This is a genomic window from Sulfitobacter sp. PM12 (assembly GCF_045586035.1).
Classification (GTDB): Bacteria; Pseudomonadota; Alphaproteobacteria; order Rhodobacterales; family Rhodobacteraceae; genus Sulfitobacter; species Sulfitobacter pontiacus.
On record NZ_CP151529.1, the window covers coordinates 2,051,719 to 2,067,848 of the forward strand.

General features: G+C 58.6%; 18 protein-coding genes. 6 read left to right on the forward strand and 12 right to left on the reverse strand.

What is annotated here, in order from left to right; translation table 11 throughout:
* Positions 1-8 precede the first annotated feature (8 nt).
* From AADW22_RS10110 to AADW22_RS10120, 3 genes are read left to right on the forward strand one after another with little or no spacing between them, the layout of a single operon-like run.
* A complete protein-coding gene (locus AADW22_RS10110) occupies positions 9-437 on the forward strand; it encodes a hypothetical protein (RefSeq protein WP_184582027.1) in 429 nt (142 codons plus the stop codon).
* Complete coding sequence (locus AADW22_RS10115; RefSeq protein ID WP_005853635.1) at positions 437-1,447, forward strand: branched-chain amino acid ABC transporter permease; 1,011 nt, start codon at positions 437-439, stop codon at positions 1,445-1,447. Before AADW22_RS10110 ends, AADW22_RS10115 begins: the two co-directional genes overlap by 1 nt.
* Positions 1,444-2,748 carry a branched-chain amino acid ABC transporter permease gene (locus AADW22_RS10120; protein ID WP_407473630.1) on the forward strand — a complete coding sequence of 435 codons (1,305 nt, stop codon included), beginning with the start codon at positions 1,444-1,446 and terminating at the stop codon, positions 2,746-2,748. Before AADW22_RS10115 ends, AADW22_RS10120 begins: the two co-directional genes overlap by 4 nt.
* 71 nt (positions 2,749-2,819) lie before the next feature.
* Here AADW22_RS10120 and AADW22_RS10125 read toward each other — a convergent pair whose 3' ends face one another.
* A complete protein-coding gene (locus tag AADW22_RS10125; RefSeq protein WP_407473631.1) occupies positions 2,820-4,370 on the reverse strand; it encodes a helicase HerA-like domain-containing protein in 1,551 nt (516 codons plus the stop codon).
* 523 nt (positions 4,371-4,893) lie between these two features.
* On the opposite strand from AADW22_RS10125, the gene AADW22_RS10130 reads away from it, so the two are divergent.
* Positions 4,894-5,532: an invasion associated locus B family protein gene (locus tag AADW22_RS10130; protein WP_235208529.1), complete on the forward strand. Its 639-nt coding sequence runs from the start codon at positions 4,894-4,896 to the stop codon at positions 5,530-5,532.
* 88 nt (positions 5,533-5,620) lie between these two features.
* Here AADW22_RS10130 and AADW22_RS10135 read toward each other — a convergent pair whose 3' ends face one another.
* Genes AADW22_RS10135 through AADW22_RS10150 form a run of 4 tightly spaced genes read right to left on the reverse strand, consistent with a single transcriptional unit; the run spans position 5,621 to position 9,879 of the window.
* Positions 5,621-6,829: a beta-ketoacyl-[acyl-carrier-protein] synthase family protein gene (locus tag AADW22_RS10135; RefSeq protein WP_407473632.1), complete on the reverse strand. Its 1,209-nt coding sequence runs from the start codon at positions 6,827-6,829 to the stop codon at positions 5,621-5,623.
* Between the two features lie 3 nt (positions 6,830-6,832).
* Entirely contained in the window at positions 6,833-7,090 is a 258-nt protein-coding gene (locus AADW22_RS10140) for an acyl carrier protein (protein WP_009824672.1), read from the reverse strand.
* A gap of 35 nt (positions 7,091-7,125) precedes the next feature.
* The gene (lpxD, locus tag AADW22_RS10145) at positions 7,126-8,223 is read right to left on the reverse strand and encodes a UDP-3-O-(3-hydroxymyristoyl)glucosamine N-acyltransferase (RefSeq protein ID WP_407473633.1); all 1,098 of its coding nucleotides are present in this window, start codon (positions 8,221-8,223) and stop codon (positions 7,126-7,128) included.
* A gap of 27 nt (positions 8,224-8,250) precedes the next feature.
* Positions 8,251-9,879 carry a murein L,D-transpeptidase gene (locus AADW22_RS10150; RefSeq protein ID WP_407473634.1) on the reverse strand — a complete coding sequence of 543 codons (1,629 nt, stop codon included), beginning with the start codon at positions 9,877-9,879 and terminating at the stop codon, positions 8,251-8,253.
* Between the two features lie 337 nt (positions 9,880-10,216).
* Between AADW22_RS10150 and AADW22_RS10155 the strand changes: the two genes are divergently transcribed.
* Positions 10,217-10,762: a DUF882 domain-containing protein gene (locus AADW22_RS10155; RefSeq protein WP_005853653.1), complete on the forward strand. Its 546-nt coding sequence runs from the start codon at positions 10,217-10,219 to the stop codon at positions 10,760-10,762.
* Positions 10,763-10,844: 82 nt separating this feature from the next.
* On the opposite strand, the gene AADW22_RS10160 is transcribed toward AADW22_RS10155, so the two are convergent.
* Positions 10,845-11,300: a YqaA family protein gene (locus AADW22_RS10160; protein ID WP_235208527.1), complete on the reverse strand. Its 456-nt coding sequence runs from the start codon at positions 11,298-11,300 to the stop codon at positions 10,845-10,847.
* A gap of 232 nt (positions 11,301-11,532) precedes the next feature.
* On the opposite strand from AADW22_RS10160, the gene AADW22_RS10165 reads away from it, so the two are divergent.
* Positions 11,533-12,801 carry a tyrosine-type recombinase/integrase gene (locus AADW22_RS10165; protein WP_407473635.1) on the forward strand — a complete coding sequence of 423 codons (1,269 nt, stop codon included), beginning with the start codon at positions 11,533-11,535 and terminating at the stop codon, positions 12,799-12,801.
* Here AADW22_RS10165 and AADW22_RS10170 read toward each other — a convergent pair.
* The 6 genes from AADW22_RS10170 to AADW22_RS10195 form a co-directional block, all read right to left on the reverse strand.
* A complete protein-coding gene (locus AADW22_RS10170; protein WP_407473636.1) occupies positions 12,783-12,965 on the reverse strand; it encodes a hypothetical protein in 183 nt (60 codons plus the stop codon). The genes AADW22_RS10165 and AADW22_RS10170 overlap by 19 nt on opposite strands.
* Positions 12,966-13,398: 433 nt before the next feature.
* Positions 13,399-13,737, reverse strand: coding sequence for a hypothetical protein (locus tag AADW22_RS10175; protein WP_407473637.1), 339 nt, complete (start codon positions 13,735-13,737; stop codon positions 13,399-13,401).
* A 166-nt stretch (positions 13,738-13,903) separates the two neighbouring features.
* A complete protein-coding gene (locus AADW22_RS10180) occupies positions 13,904-14,188 on the reverse strand; it encodes a hypothetical protein (RefSeq protein WP_407473638.1) in 285 nt (94 codons plus the stop codon).
* 215 nt (positions 14,189-14,403) lie between these two features.
* Complete coding sequence (locus AADW22_RS10185) at positions 14,404-14,592, reverse strand: hypothetical protein (protein ID WP_407473639.1); 189 nt, start codon at positions 14,590-14,592, stop codon at positions 14,404-14,406.
* On the reverse strand, positions 14,583-14,816 hold the full coding sequence (locus AADW22_RS10190) for a hypothetical protein (RefSeq protein ID WP_407473640.1): 234 nt from the start codon (positions 14,814-14,816) through the stop codon (positions 14,583-14,585). The genes AADW22_RS10185 and AADW22_RS10190 overlap by 10 nt, the downstream gene beginning before the upstream one ends.
* Positions 14,816-15,475 carry a hypothetical protein gene (locus tag AADW22_RS10195; protein WP_407473641.1) on the reverse strand — a complete coding sequence of 220 codons (660 nt, stop codon included), beginning with the start codon at positions 15,473-15,475 and terminating at the stop codon, positions 14,816-14,818. Before AADW22_RS10195 ends, AADW22_RS10190 begins: the two co-directional genes overlap by 1 nt.
* Between the last annotated feature and the right edge of the window lie 655 nt (positions 15,476-16,130).

Consider the following 16,130-nt stretch of genomic DNA (forward strand, 5'->3'; position numbering starts at 1 on the left):
CCCTTCCGATGGCCCTATTGGCAACCACGGCGCCAGCCTTGGCGCAGGATAGCGTTGCCACGACCGCAGCAACAGCCCCGACCGCCGCAGCCGCTACGGCCCCCACAGAGCCCTTCCAGCAGACGATTGCGATCGCCTGCCGCTTTACGTGGGAATGTGTGGAAAACGAGCCCTGCACCGAGACAGAGTTCACCCCCGACATCACCGGCAACGCAGGCGGAGCCTCTGCCGATGCGCTGACGGTTCAATCACAAATGGTCAGCGACGCCGAAACCGTCGACATGACCGGCACGAAACAAGTCAAGGCGCTGTCCCTGACGGGGGGTGGGTTTGATGCCCGCCACCTGCTGAGCATCGCCACCGACGGGGCCTCCCGTTATACCGTGCATTACGCTGATGGGCCGATTGTCATCAGCTATCTAGGGACATGCAAATAATGGATTTACTCAACGCTTTCATCGCCTTGGCCAACTATGTGCTGGTTCCGGGCATCGCCTACGGGTCGCAGCTGGCGCTTGGTGCGCTTGGGGTGACCCTGGTCTATGGCATCTTGCGGTTCTCGAACTTTGCCCATGGCGACACGATGGCGCTTGGCGCGATGTCCGCCGTGCTGATCACTTGGGGTTTCCAGTCGCTGGGGCTGAGCCTGGGAGTCCTGCCAACCGCGCTGCTGGCGCTGCCCTTTGCGATCATCATCACCATCGGGCTGCTGCTTGGCACAGACAAACTTGTCTATAGCTTCTACCGCGAAAAGAAGGCCAAGCCGGTGATCTTTGTCATCGTCTCGCTGGGGGTGACATTCGTCTATAACGGCATCACCCGATTTATCATCGGCGCAGAGGATCAACGGTTTCTGGATGGCGAACGCTTCATCATCTCGGCCCGTGACTTCAAAGAGATGACGGGGCTTGAGGAAGGTCTGGCGATCAAAACGACCCAAGGGCTGACCGTGGTGACGGCTGTCATCGTGGTTGCCGCGCTGTTCTGGTTCCTGAACAAGACACGCTCGGGCAAATCCATGCGCGCCTACTCTGACAACGAGGACCTGGCGCTGCTGTCGGGCATCAATCCTGAACGCGTGGTCATGATCACCTGGATCATTGTGGCCTGTCTGGCGACCACCGCAGGCGTGCTGTATGGCTTGGACAAGTCCTTTAAACCCTTCACCTATTTCCAACTGCTGCTGCCGATCTTTGCCGCCGCGATCGTGGGCGGTCTTGGCAGCCCGATCGGTGCCATCGCGGGGGGCTTTGTTATCGCATTCTCCGAGGTGACGATCACCTATGCGTGGAAAAAGGTCTTTGGCTACCTCGCACCCGAGGGGATGGCCCCCGACGGCTTGGTGCAGCTTTTGTCCACCGACTATAAATTCGCCGTCAGCTTCGTGATCTTGTTGATCGTGCTGCTGTTCAAACCCACAGGTCTGTTCAAGGGGCAATCGGTATGAACGAGACACTGAAAAACACCGCTCTTTTCGCCATTGTCGCGCTGCTGATCGTACTGACCGGGCTGGCGCAAAGCTGGAACGCGGCGCTGCTGATCATTGCGATGGGGCTGATCTCCAGCATCATGGCACTTGGCGTGAACCTGCAATGGGGCTTTGCGGGGCTGTTCAACGTGGGCATCATGGGGTTTGTCGCCCTTGGCGGTCTGGCCGCTGTGCTGATCGGCATGCAACCCACGCAAGGCGCTTGGTCCGCGGGGGGCTGGGGGATCCTCACCGCCCTGCTGATGGGGGCCGCGACGATCATTCTGGCGGTTCAGGTGATGAAACGCATGGCCAAGGGATGGCTGCGCACGCTGGTTGTTCTGGTGGTGCTGGTGGCAGGGTTTTTCATCTTCCGCGCCCTGCTCGACCCATCCGTGAGCGCGGTCGAGGCCGTGAACCCCGCGACCACCGGCTATCTTGGCGGGCTTGGCCTGCCGGTGATCATCGCCTGGCCCGTGGGTGGGCTGTTTGCAGCCGGAGCGGCCTGGCTGATCGGGAAAACCGCGCTTGGGCTGCGGTCGGATTACCTAGCGATCGCGACCCTGGGCATCGCCGAGATCATCATCGCCGTGCTCAAGAACGAAGACTGGCTGTCGCGGGGCGTCAAGAACGTCATCGGTATCCCGCGCCCCGTCCCCTATGAGATCGACCTGCAAAACAACGCGGGCTTTGTCGAACAGGCGGCCGGCTTCGGACTGAACCCGGTCGAGGCATCGACGCTTTGGGTGAAGTTCCTGTATGTGTGTCTGTTCGCCGTGGTGCTCTTGGTGCTGATGTGGCTAAGCCAGCGGGCGCTGAATTCGCCTTGGGGCCGCATGCTGCGCGCGATCCGCGACAACGAGGTCGCAGCCGAAGCCATGGGCAAGGACGTGACCGCACGGCACTTGCAGGTGTTCATTCTCGGCTCTGCCATCTGCGGGATTGCTGGCGCGATGATGACCACGCTGGACAGCCAGTTGACGCCCGGATCCTACCAGCCGTTGCGCTTCACCTTCCTGATCTGGGTCATGGTGATCGTTGGCGGGTCCGGCAACAATCTGGGGGCCGTGCTGGGGGGCTTTTTGATGTGGTACCTTTGGGTCATGGTTGAACCCATGGGGCTGTGGCTGATGCAATTGGTCACCGCGGGCATGTCCGACGGCTATTGGCTGAAAGACCACCTGATCGAGTCTGCTGCGCATATGCGGTTGATGACGATGGGGGCGGTCTTGCTGCTGGTATTGCGGTTCAGCCCGCGCGGGTTGATCCCCGAGAAGTAAAAGAAAAGGCCTTATCCCTTGCGGGATAAGGCCAGCCTTCGGCGAGGATTTATTGCCATTTGGAAGCGCGTTCAGCGTCCTTTGAACAACCCGCCCAAGATTCCGCGCACGATGCGCCGGCCGGTTGTGCCTTTCAGCTCCTTGATCACCACACTCGCGATGGCACCGCCAAAGCTGTCGTCGCTTTTGGTCGTGCGTTTCGAGGTAGAGCGCGTGACCCGTTTGCCTGCATAGCGCCGCGCCGCGTTGAATTCGCGCAAGGCGGGGGATGTGTCTTCGGCCTCGGCTTGTTCCTCGGCCTGTGCTGCCTCTTTCGCGGCGTCTTCGGCGCGTTTGGCCAGCATTTCGAACGCGGAGGCGCGATCAAGGCGGGTGTCGTATTTCCCCGCCATCGGGCTTTGCGCCATCAGGGCGGCACGGGTGGCCGGATCGATCGGACCAAGCTGCGAGGATGGTGGCCGGATCAGGGTGCGTTCCACAATGCCGGGGATCCCTTTTTTCTGCAGCATGGAGGTCACCGCCTCGCCCACGCCCACATCGCGGATCGCGTCTTCGGTTTCGAAACGCGGGTTCTCGCGGTAGGTTTCGGCGGCAAGGCGCAGCGCCTTGCGATCACGCGCGGTGAAGGCGCGCAAGGCGTGCTGGATGCGGTTGCCCAATTGGCCAAGGATATCTTCGGGCACGTCTGCGGGGTTCTGTGTGATGAAATACACGCCCACGCCCTTGGAGCGGATCAGCCGCGCCACCTGTTCAACCTTGTCGACCAGCGCTTTGGGGGCGTCGTCAAACAGCAAATGCGCCTCGTCGAAGAAGAACACCAGTTTGGGTTTATCGGGGTCGCCGACCTCGGGCAGTTCCTCGAAGAGTTCTGACAGCAACCACAGCAGGAAGGTCGCGTAGAGCTTGGGCGACTGCATCAGCTGGTCGGCCGCGAGGATATTGATAAAACCGCGCCCGTCCGTGTCTGTGCGCATCAGGTCGGTGAGCGTCAGCGAAGGTTCCCCAAAGAGATCAGCCGCGCCTTGGTTTTCCAGCACCAGCAAGCGCCGCTGGATCGCGCCGACCGACGCCGACGATACATTGCCGTAGCGCAGCGCCAGGGTTGAAGCGTTTTCCCCGATCCAGACCAGCAGCGCCTGCAGATCCTTGAGGTCCAGCAGCGGAAGCCCGTCTTCGTCAGCAACGCGGAAGGCGATGTTGAGGATACCTTCCTGGGCCTCCGTCAGATCGAGAAGCTGCGCCAGCAGCAAGGGCCCCATTTCCGAGATTGTCGTCCGCACCGGATGCCCCTGTTTGCCGAACATATCCCAGAAGGTGACCGGAAAGGCGCTGTAGTCGAAATCGTCAAAGCCGATGGTCTGGGCGCGCTCTGAAAAGGGGGTGTGCAGCTTGTGGCTGGCAGAGCCTGCCTGCGCCAGCCCCGACAGATCGCCTTTGACGTCGGACAGAAATACCGGAACCCCTGCGGCGGAAAACCCTTCGGCCAGGATTTGCAGCGTGACGGTTTTGCCTGTGCCCGTGGCCCCCGCGACCAGCCCATGGCGGTTGGCATAGCCGATGTTGAGAAACTGTTTCGTCGCGTAGTCTTCGCCACCGCCGCCGATGAAGATATCATTTGTCACGTATTTAATTCCTTTTGGGCCAATAACCTGCAGCCAAAGTGCAGAGCGAGCATACAAACTTAACCTTTTCACACCATAGTGATTTTGTCGCCGGTCGTGATGTCCTTTTCGTGCTGGCGGCACTTCCTCCCTGTCAGACTTGGCCGCGCCTTCGGGTGCGGCCCTTTTTACGTTTGAGGTCCGTTTTACGCGCTTGAAACCGCTGTGATATTTTATGTTGACGGTGCCCGAATGCTTTCGTAACGTGCTTTCAATAAGTCGGCCAAGTCCGATGGGGAGAACGAAGAACAGGGAAAAGGACGCATCGCGTCCTTTTTTCTATTTCAGCCCCCCGCACCCGGCCTCTTCCCCGTGAAAACCTGATGAAATAGGCAAAATTTTGCCTTAAATCACGATGGTTTCAGCGCTATCGTCCTGACATTGGCATTGGCGCATGGTAGATGGCGTCGAATTTAACTGATTTGGAACGAGCATGAAAAAGTATATCACACTTCTCCCACTCTGCGCGGCGATGGCTCTGACTATGCCCGTTTCCGGTTACGCACAAACTGCAGCCACGGAAACACCCGCAGCAACAGACGCCCCGGAAACGGCGGAGCCGACCGCTGAAGCGGCACCCGCAACGGAAGAAAACACCACCACCGGCAGCAGCACCGACGTCCAGTCGCAACTGAGCCTTGGTGAAGATGCCGACGGGGAGCCGACCCTGGGCAAGCCCTACACCAAAGAGGTGATCGGTGCCTGGGAGATGCGCTGTATCAAGACCGAAGAAGAGGTCGACCCCTGCCAGATGTACCAGCTGATGGATGATGGCCAAGGCGCGCCTGTCGCCGAATTCTCGCTGTTCCGCCTGCCAGCGGGCGGCAAGGCGACAGCCGGTGCCACTGTGGTTGTTCCATTGGAAACGGCCCTGCCCTCGCAGCTGACGCTGACCGTCGATGGTGGCAAAGCGCGCCGCTATCCTTTCGCTTTCTGTAACCCCGTTGGTTGCTACGTTCGCATGGGCCTGACCGAAGCCGATGTCGCCGCGTTCAAACGCGGGAAAGAGGCCGTGATCACCATCGTGCCCGCGCTAGCGCCCGACCAGAAGGTCGAACTGTCGCTGTCGCTGGACGGGTTCACCGCAAGCTTCGACAAATCCTCGGTTGTTGAAGACCGGTAAGCAGACGCTTGGCCCTCGGGCCGTTAAGACGACAAAGCCGACCCGTTTGACGCGGGCGGCTTTTTCATGGGCGGTGTCGCTGGTGGGATCAGATCGCGCGCAGCGCCAGTACAGCGTTCATGCCGCCAAAGGCAAAGGCGTTGGACAGCGCCACCGTGACCCGCGCATCGCGGGCCACATTGGGCACCACATCCAAAGCGCAGTCGGGGTCGGGCTCTTCGTAGCCGATGGTGGGGGCGATCACCCCGTCGCGTAGGGCCATGATGCAGGCCAAAAGCTCTACCGCGCCGGTGCCGCCGATCAGATGCCCATGCATCGATTTGGTCGAGCTGATCATCAGCCTGTCTGCATGGGTGCCGAACACATCTGCCACCGCCGCACATTCGGTTTTGTCATTGGCTGCCGTGCCCGTGCCATGGGCGTTGATATAGCCCACCTCGCCCGGGTTGATCCGGGCGTCGTCCAACGCGCCTTTGATCGCGCGGGCGGCACCCGCCTTGGACGGCATCACAATGTCCGACGCGTCAGAGGACATGGCAAAGCCCGATACTTCGCACAGGATATCAGCCCCGCGGGCGCGGGCGTGGTCATACTCCTCGAACACGAAAATGCCTGCGCCTTCGCCCTGCACCATACCATTGCGATTGGCCGAGAACGGGCGGCAGGCGTCGCGCGACATCACGCGCAACCCTTCCCACGCCTTGACCCCGCCAAAGCACATCATGGATTCCGAGCCGCCCGTGACCATCGCCGGTGCCATCCCGCTGCGGATCATCGAAAACGCCTGCGCCATCGCGTGGTTCGAGGACGCGCAGGCGGTGGAAACGGTGAAGGATGGCCCCTTGAGGTGATGCTCCATGCTCACATGGCTGGCGGCGGCGTTGTTCATCAGGCGCGGCACCACGAAGGGATGCACGCGGTTCTTCCCTTCGGCATAGACCGCACGGTAGTTATCGTCCCATGTGCTGACCCCGCCGCCCGCTGTGCCAAGCACCACGCCGGATTTCGCCGAGAGCTCTCCCTTGAACTCAAGCCCCGATTGGCGGATCGCCTCCGCCGCGGCGGCAAGGGTGAACTGGGTGAACCGGTCATACAGCGCGATCTTCTGGCGGTTATACTGGCTTTCGCCGTCAAACCCGTGGACCTGACCGCCGATCTTGATCGACAGCCGGTCCACGTCGCGGAAATCAAGCGGCCCTATTCCACACACTCCGTTGCGCATGGCCGCAAGCGTATCGGGCACGTTCAATCCCAGCGGATTGACCGTGCCCGCACCCGTAATCACGACACGTTTCACGCGTCAGGCCTGCTCGGCGCGCAGCCGTTCCACCCCTGCGACAATGCTGGCCACGCTGGAAATATCGAACCCCGTAGCGTCCGGCTGGTTCGCGTTGAACGGCACCGATACGTCAAATGTCTCTTCAATCGCGAAGATGCTTTCGACGATGCCCATGCTGTCGATGCCAAGGCTTTCGAGCGTGCTGTTCATGGTGACATCCGATGGCGTCAGAAACGCTTGATCGGCGATAATGCTGATGACCTGATCTTTGATGTTCATCCTAAGTCTCCGTCAGAACGGGCCATGCCTCGGCCCTAGCTTGTCTCACTGTCTTTGGAGGTGCCCATCTGGGATTTTAACGCCGCCACATCGCGAAGCAAGCGCGGCAAACGGCGCAGCGCTTTGTAGCCTTCAATCTGCTTGCCCATCTCTGTCGCGGGATAGCCCAGCAACGACCGGCCCGCGGGCGCGTTGGACAGGATCTTGGTGCCGCCGCCTGCGATCACCCCGTCGCCGATGGTGATATTGTCGCTGACGCCCACCTGCCCCCCCAGCACGACGTTGTCGCCGATGGTCACGGAACCGGCGATACCGACCTGCCCGCACAGCAGACAGTTTTTGCCGACCACAACGTTATGCCCCAGATGCACGAGGTTATCGAGCTTGCTGCCGTCGCCAATCGCGGTGTTGCGAATGGTGCCGCTGTCAACCGTGCAGTTCATACCGCATTCCACGTCGTTCCCGATGGTCACACTTCCAAGGGTGTGAATACGGGTCCATTGTTGCGCTTTTGTGTCGCCGCGATCACCAAGGGTCTTGCGGGTCTGTTCCACCGTGCTGGGCTCAGCCGTCACGAACGAAAACCCGTCGCCGCCGATCCGCGCGCCCGGTTGTGCGATGAAATCATCGCCGATGCGCACCCGCGCGCCGATGCTGACGTGATCGCGCAGATAGGCGTTCTTACCCAGAACCGCGTCTGTCCCAATGTAGCACTGCGGCCCGATGACAGAGCCAGCGCCGATTTTCGCGCCCGCCGCCACAATCGCCAGTGGCCCGACAGAGACGTCCTCGGCCAGTTCGGCAGTCTCATCAATAACGGCAGAGGGGTGGATGCCAGCCCCGAACCCCTGCCCCGGATCCATCATTCGGGTCAGTCCCGACATGGCAAAGCGCGGACGGTCCGGCAGGATGGCGGCCTTCAACCCCATCTCTTGCCAATCGGCATCGGGCCAGAGCATGGCCGCGCGGGCCGATCCGTCAGACAGCGATTGTGCGTATTTGGGGCTCATGGCGAGCGCGAGATCGTCGGGGCCCGCGTCTGCCGGCTCTGCCAGTTTGGCAATCGAAATGGAGGTATCGCCGGCCGCTGGCAAGCCAAGCGCGTCGGCGATCTGTTGGATGGTGTAGGTCATGTGCGGTCTCCCCTTATCAGGGACGAGTTAACCCTGAACCGCGCCCAATGCCACCCCCGCCTTGCTCAGCGCATCCCAGATACGGCCATCGCGACCATAGATATCGGCGCGATACTGCGTATGGCCGCGCGGTGTGGTGAAGGCGGTGCGGTAGATGATGTGGACCGGCACTTCGGTATCCAGATGGACGAAAGTCTCGCGGCCTGTGGCCAGTTGCCGTTTGAAATAGGCGACAGGATCAGCCGCCTGCGGGGCCAGCAGCGTATAGGCGAAATCAAACGGATCGGCGAGCCGCACGCAGCCGTGGCTAAAGGCACGAACGTCGCGGTCAAACAGGCTCTTGGAGGGCGTGTCGTGCAGGTAAATGTTGTATTTGTTGGGGAAAATGAACTTTACCAGCCCAAGCGCATTGGTCCGTCCCGGCTTTTGGCGCATGCCATATGGGAAGGTGCGCGCTGTATAGCGGCTAAAGTTCACAGACCCACGGCTGATGATCCGGCCACGATTATCGATCAGATCAATATGACCCGCGGCATTGGGGTTACGCTGCATCGACGGCAGATATTCCTTGGTCACGATCGACCGCGGCACCGTCCACGTCGGGTTGATGACGATATATTCCATCACGTCCGAGAATTCAGGCGTCAGACGGTCCGATTGGTTCGCCCCCACGACCGAGCGTGTCTCGAAGGTGACCTGCCCGTTGTCGACGACGGACGCGGTGAAGGCGGGGATATTGACCAGCACGTGACGTACGCCGCGTTCCTTGTTCAGCCAGCGTTCACGCTCCATCGCGACGATGACGGATTGCAGCCGCGTCTCGACGCTCTTGTTGATCTCGGCCATGGTGCCGGAGCCAGCGACGCCGTCCTCATTCAGCCCGTGATCTTTTTGAAAGCTGCGCACCGCCTCTTGCAAAGTGGCGTCATAGGTCATCACGTTAGAACGTTTAAGATACCCCATCGACATCAATCGGTTGCGCAGCGCGACCACTTGCGTGCCTTGCGCCCCGGGCTTGAGCGAGGATGCAGGCACCGCGGGGCCCCAACCGCCTTGGGTCAGCAAATGCTCCATCCGCAGCTTTTCACGCATCAGGGCGTTATACTCCATCGTTCGCGGGCGCAGATTACGCAGGAACGGCGTCGGATCGGAAGAAATGAAATCGGTGATATAGGTCTGACGGTCGCGGTATGGCACCTCGCGCACGATGGACGGATCAATGCGCGACGGCACCAGCACACCGGTTTGCAGATCACGGGCGTATTGCAGGAAAACGCGCGTCATCTCGACCTCGGCCAGACCGCGATCCCGCGGGGTCTGCGCGTTTTTGAGCTTTTCCATCAGCCCTTGAGGGTCATAGCGTGCGACGGGTAGCCCGTGCAAATCAGCCGCGCGGATCGCCGACATAAGAGCGGCACGTCGGGCGCGCTGTATCTCTGTCGCTTCGGTCCAGATCGGTGCATAGCCGTGGGTCCGGTAGTAGGCGGCGATATCCTCATCCCGCGCGGCGGCTTCGGCAACGGCCTGTTTGAACGCGGTCACCTGCGCAAAAGCGGGTTGCGGCGCGGTAAAGAGTGTCAGAGCGGTGGCAGCCGCCCCCAGAAAACCGGCCAAGCGGCGAAATTTCCGCGATTGAATGCTTAAAATACGAGTCATTGATTCCCCCGAAATCGGTGAGCTTTGGATTTCCTAGATAGGCAGGGAACCCTATGCTCTTGTCCAATAACAATGCCCGTGAACTGAAAACTAAGGATAAATTGATGCTTATCGGCATCGCCCCTGTGGCAAAAATGAACAACCAACTAAGGGTTGCGCAAAAATTCGCCTAAATTTGTTGATGGATGGAACCTTTTCGATTCAGCACTTGGTTCAAGAATCGCGCTATGCCATAAATTGTTGCATCTGGGGATCGATGGAAAACTCCGTGTAACATCATGGAACCAAAGGCAGAAGACGGGACATACAATCAATGACTGGTAAGAGCACTTCGGGCATGACCCGGCGCTCCGTATTGGGCGCATTCGCAGCGACGGCCGTAGCAGCGGCACCGACCTTCGCAAACGCAGCAGGATTTTTGCGTGGGGCCGGCGATATTCGTCGCATCAAGATGTATTCCGGCCGGACCGGCGAACGCATCGACATGATCTATTGGATCGAAGGCAACTACATCAAAGATGCCGTATCCGAGCTGAACTATTTCATGCGTGACTGGCGTACAGATGGCGTCAAGTCGATGGACCTGCGCACCGTGGACATCATGGCCGCGTCGCATAACCTTCTGGATGTGTCCGAGCCCTATATGCTTCTATCCGGTTACCGCAGCCCGCAGACCAACGCGATGCTGCGTTCCAGATCGCGCGGTGTGGCCAAGAACTCCCTCCATATGCGTGGTCAGGCGGCTGACCTGCGTCTGGCATCGCGTTCGGTGAACCAGATGGCACGCGCGGCGATTGCCTGTAACGGTGGCGGTGTTGGTCGCTATTCCGGTTCTAACTTCGTGCATATGGATTGCGGTCAGGTACGTAACTGGGGCGGCTAAGCGCCAGACGACGATCACGGAAACAAAGCGCCCTCGGGCGCTTTTTTCGTTTTAAGACAACGCGCTATTCGATCTCTTTCGCTCAGCCGATCCACACGAGCGTCACCCAGGCCAGCACGCCATAGCGCAATGCCTTGCCGATGCCGACGATTGCGACGAAGGACCACAGCGGCTCTCTTAGCACCCCTGCGGTGACGGTCAGCGCATCGCCAACAACCGGAAACCAGCTGACCAGCAGCGACCAGCGGCCATAGCGCGCATACCACATCTCGGCCCGCGCCATTTGCGACGGGGACGCAGGAAACCAGCGCTTGTGCTGGAACCGCAGCACCGCATGCCCCAGCCCCCAATTCACCACCGACCCCAAGACATTGCCCACCGTGGCAACCGCCAGCAACCCCAGAACCCCGTGCTGACCATGGATCATCAGCCCGACCAGCAACGCTTCGGATTGCATCGGTAGAATCGTCGCTGCAAGAAAGGCGACCGCGAAAAGGCTCAGGTAACCCGTCATCGACCCGCCCGAACCAACGGGCATCTGGCGACCCGTTCGGGGCGTCGGAACCGATCACCGTAGAGGCGGAATATATCGTAAGGGGGGTATGGCGGACAGACAGGGATTCGAACCCTGGAGACGGCCTCCCGCCTAATCACTTGTTATTTAACAGCATTTTATAAATTACAGCCTCCCCTTTAGCGCCAGCGTCAAAAAGTGCTATACATTTTGCTATACATTTCGCTATACAATCTGATCAGGCATGAGGTTTAACATGATCAGACTGCGCAGCAATAAGTATCAGCTCTACAAGCGCGTTCCGAGCCGGTTTTCGAGCATCGAAAGTCGAACATTTGTCACACTTAGTCTGCACACTGATTCAGCGTCAGTTGCCCGCTCTAAGGCTGACCGTGCTTGGGCACAAATGGTGGAAGCATGGGAAGCTCGGCTAGCTGGTGACACCGCTGCCGCCGATCAAAGACTGGCAGCTGCAAGGGACTTAGCTGCGGCACGTGGCTATCGCTACCTTGATGCTGGTGCCGTCGCGAAACTGCCCGTCAATGATGTGCTTAGCCGGATTGAGGCGGTGCCCCTGCTAAATGGAGCGCCCGACAAACTAGAAGCCAGCGCGATCTTGGGTGGTGCGCCCGAAAGCCTGATAACGGTGAGTAAGGCACTTGATCAATATTGGTCCCTTGCTGCTGATAAGGTTATCGGCAAGTCGCCAGACCAACTAAGACGATGGCGGAACCCACGCATCAAAGCGGTGAAGAATTTCGTGGCGGTGGTCGGCGACAAGCAGATTGGAGATATCACCGGCGATGACATGCTCGATTTCCGCGGCTGGTGGATGGAGCGGATCGAAGCAGGTGAGGTTACGCCGAATGCTGGCAACAAAGACCTGATCCATCTTGGCGACATTCTGAAAACCATCAACAAGATGAAACGACTTGGCCTCAGGCTGCCCCTTTCCGATCTGGCGTTCAAGAACAGCGAAGCGGGCAAGCGCCCCCCATTTTCGGATACTTGGATTAAGGACCGCTTGCTCATGCCCGGCGCGCTGGATCGGCTGAATGATCAAGCAAGGGCCATCCTTCTGGTCATGATCAACACCGGCTTGCGCCCGTCTGAGATTGCCGGACTGACTCGTGACTGCATTAAATTGGACACCAACGTGCCGCATGTCTCCATTGAGCCTATAGGACGGCATTTGAAGAGCAAGAACGCTCGGAGGGTCATGCCCCTACTTGGTGTCAGCCTTGAAGCTCTACGGGCCTTCCCTGACGGCTTCAATCGCTATCGTTTAGCACCGGCGGGCCTGTCTGCTGTGGTCAACAAATACTTGCGCGCGCACGGCCTACTTGAGACGCCAGAACACAGCATGTATGGCCTGCGTCACTCATTTGAAGATCGTTTGCTAGCTGCTGGTGTCGATGAGCGTATCAGGCGTGACCTGTTCGGGCACTCCCTCAATCGAGAGCGGTATGGGGCTGGCGCGTCGCTCGCACAAATGAGCGCTGTAATTCAGCCGATGGCTTTTTGACGCTGCACAAGCGCCCGAGCGCGGGCAAGCATGTCATTGTCCACTTCTAGCGCTACGATCTCGCTTTCCAGCCGCTCGAATATCGGCAGATACACCCGGTCGATCAGCACCAGCTGTGCAACCTTGTGTCTTGCGGCTTTGAGGCGTTCGAGTTGATCGGGCATGTTCTCAATGACTGTGTGTGTGGCGATATCTCCTTTATAGCGTGGCGGGTTCAGGGATGAGCACGATTGTCAAAAATAGTTCTTCGCCCTCACGACGTGAATGGAACATTAAGTGAACATTCAGTTATATGGAGCTTTACCCTATGAACCCATGATCCTTGGAATAAAATTCGAGATCCGCAATGCCGACCTCACTGCGCGGGACGTTCTCGTGGTGACCTGGCACGCCTGCCAACGTCGCACCGCACGTCCTGCACTCACTTTATCATGAGATGCGAAAGCTGATTCATGTGCAGGCGGACATGAAGTGCAGGCGCTGTGCGCGCAAGGTGGCCTTCACTGGCGCATAGAACGTGCTGTCGGGCTGGAGTATTCGCGATCGGCATAGTAGCCCGCCGGTGTCAGCCGGCGGGTAGTTTTAGGTCAAACTATCCTAACCTTTGATGCAGCGTTTTTGTATCTGGGTCTGGTGCAAGACCTCTTGTCTGCCTTTTAGATCGGCGATCTGAGGTGCAACATTGCCACCCGAAAGGGAAGAAACAGGCAAACCAAGAAGGATGACCCCAGCTGTGTCGTTACTACGAGCTTTGGTCTGCTGCGCAGAGGCTTTGACAAGGGCATTGTCGACACGCGTTGCCTCAGCTCTTAGCTGAGAGCAGGACATACCATCGAAGGTTGTAGGGGAAATGTATGAACCCTGGATGTCCTCAGGCTTCTGGGCGCATGCACCCAGCACCATAGTCAGTGCAACAATCGAAAACGTATACTTCATTGACAAATCTCCCGTGCCATTCCCGTCATAAGCGACTTTCCGCTGATATCCGGTGATGGTCATGCCAGCAAGGAGTGCAACCCTAAGGTGTCGAAGTGGGAGTGGGTAATGGTATAATTGCACCACTAAGCCCACCGGGTTATTCCGTCGGGCTGCGTGGTAGTGATCAGGCGAGAGGCTTGATCCGCTCTAGCATGGCAAGCCCCTCTGCGTTCGCTTCGAGGATATTGCGGAAGCGCTTCGCGACCCTCTTCTCAGCTGGTGTCTTGGCTTTCACCTCGAGAACATATGGATCAATAGAGGCGGGCCAGACGTTGGCCACCTCGCCTAGCACTTCAATGATCCGGTCAGACAAAGGTGTGGGGTGCGCGGGGTCCCGGTCCAGCGCAGAAAGCGCGGCCACAAGGGAGCCGTGGGTTTCGTCGGGCAGATAGGTGTCAGTTAGGGCCATTGTCGGCACTCCAAAGGGGTTGGTCGTGCCGCAAGATTCTCACAAGCAGATTCAGCGCGCAAGACACAAAACGCTTCTAAGTATTTGTTTTTTAATAAGTAAATGATTACTTAGATCGGCCCCCGCAGCGGCTTGCTATCGCTGCAGGAGCTTTCCGTGAGTGCAAGAGTGACAAAGCCCTCATCCAAGAACATAACACGAACACACCCTGCCCGCTAGGTGTTTTTGATCAAATCGCCGATTGTGGTGCCAGCCGGCGCAGCGCCCAGATGTTTGGCGATCACCTCAATAGCAGCAGTCAATTGATTAATCCCAGCAGCTCCAATGCTATCCGTCAGTGCCTTCGTTTTACGTCCCTGATCAGCCAAGACTGCCGCCGCCACCTGTTCACCGTTCATTTGCATTTACGAACTGCCTCTTCCAGCTCCTGCTGGGTAAAAGCAAAGCGGCGATACAACTCTGCAAAGTCATCGCTCACGCTGTCGATATCGTTGAGCGCCGCTAAGACTGCCCGCTTCACATTCGCGTCGCGATCTCCGCCGATGTCGAGCGTCTTGCCATCCCCGTTCGGCTTCCCGTCGAAAAAGCGCGCCATGTTGCCTTCAAAGCGCCGCCGATCATTGTCCATCACTTCGCGTCCTCTGCTGCTTTCTTCTTTGCGCGACGTAGCGCCTGTGTTTCCTTTTTACGTTCGCGAAGACGCTTTACCTTCTCGTCGGGCGTCTCAGCTGCCATCACTTCCTTGGGTGTCATCACATTGGCTTCGGGACGGTCACGGCGGCTTGCATTGCGTTCATCTTTCCCAATCGTCAGCTTGTATTCATCAATGCGCTCACGCTTACGGTAGGTATCATCAGTGGAGCGCTCGAGCTCGATCTTGATCCGGCGGTTCACCTCCGCAAGTTCAGCCATAACCTCGTGATAGCGCGGTTCCTCCGGGGTGAGCGTTGCCAGTTCCTGCTCCAATGGTGCCCGCTTTTTGAATTGACGATCATACCGAGGTGTATAGCCATGCACGATCGGGGTTGCTGGATGATCTGCACGGATAGCCTCAAGTTCTTCGTCGGTGAACCTCGGGCCGGGGTGTAAGTCGGGAATATCCTCGTCGTTTGCGAGGGCGTCTATGGCAGCGAGTATCGCGTCCTTACCGCCATCCCCGCCCCAGCTGATCTCACCACTGTCAGACAGGCTGTGGCAGGTCTGCGGGTCGAAGGCGCGGTCCATGCGGTCCTCAAACTCGTGCTGGCGGCGGCTGCTATAAAATTCGTCGTCGGAAAGGCTTGTCATGTCAGGCACTCACTGCGGGGTATCGTTCCCGTCTGATATTGAGTCGCCGGAATCAGCTTGCAAGAGGTGATTTGCGCAATGAAAAATAAACAGCGCTGACCCCATATTTCGTCTGCATCCCTAAAACTACCTGACTATAACATCTCCCCGCATCACGCTGGACCGGGAGAAATTTCGACATTTTGGGGCGGTTTTTCGCATTATCTCCAGCGCCGGAGAGGTGAAGCATTCTGGTCGTATTATATATGCTTTTAAGAGATATTACTGTTTTTGATAACAAGTGCTTCTATACCGTTCTTCTTGACGCCCAGAATGCTTCAACTCCCCGGCTCATGACCTACCCCGGTCAGCAGACGCGACACCGGGCACACTGCACCCTAACCCTGCTCCGGTTCCGCGCAAGAAATGTCCGCGATGCACAGAATACCCGCGCCCCGGCCCTCACGCATGAAGTGCCCCGGCAGAGGCTCCGAAAAGCACCGCAGGACTCGACCTTGCTTGTGTAGGCGGCAAGGGTAGCTCAGATGAAAGTCGCGCGCCTAAGGTGCCATGCAGCACCTCTGGAGCGTTGAGATGAAAGCCGATGTCATTTGGTATCTAGGGGGCGATAGGTGTTGACCCTGAACCCAGCTTGCGAAACAGTTCAACTTAGAAT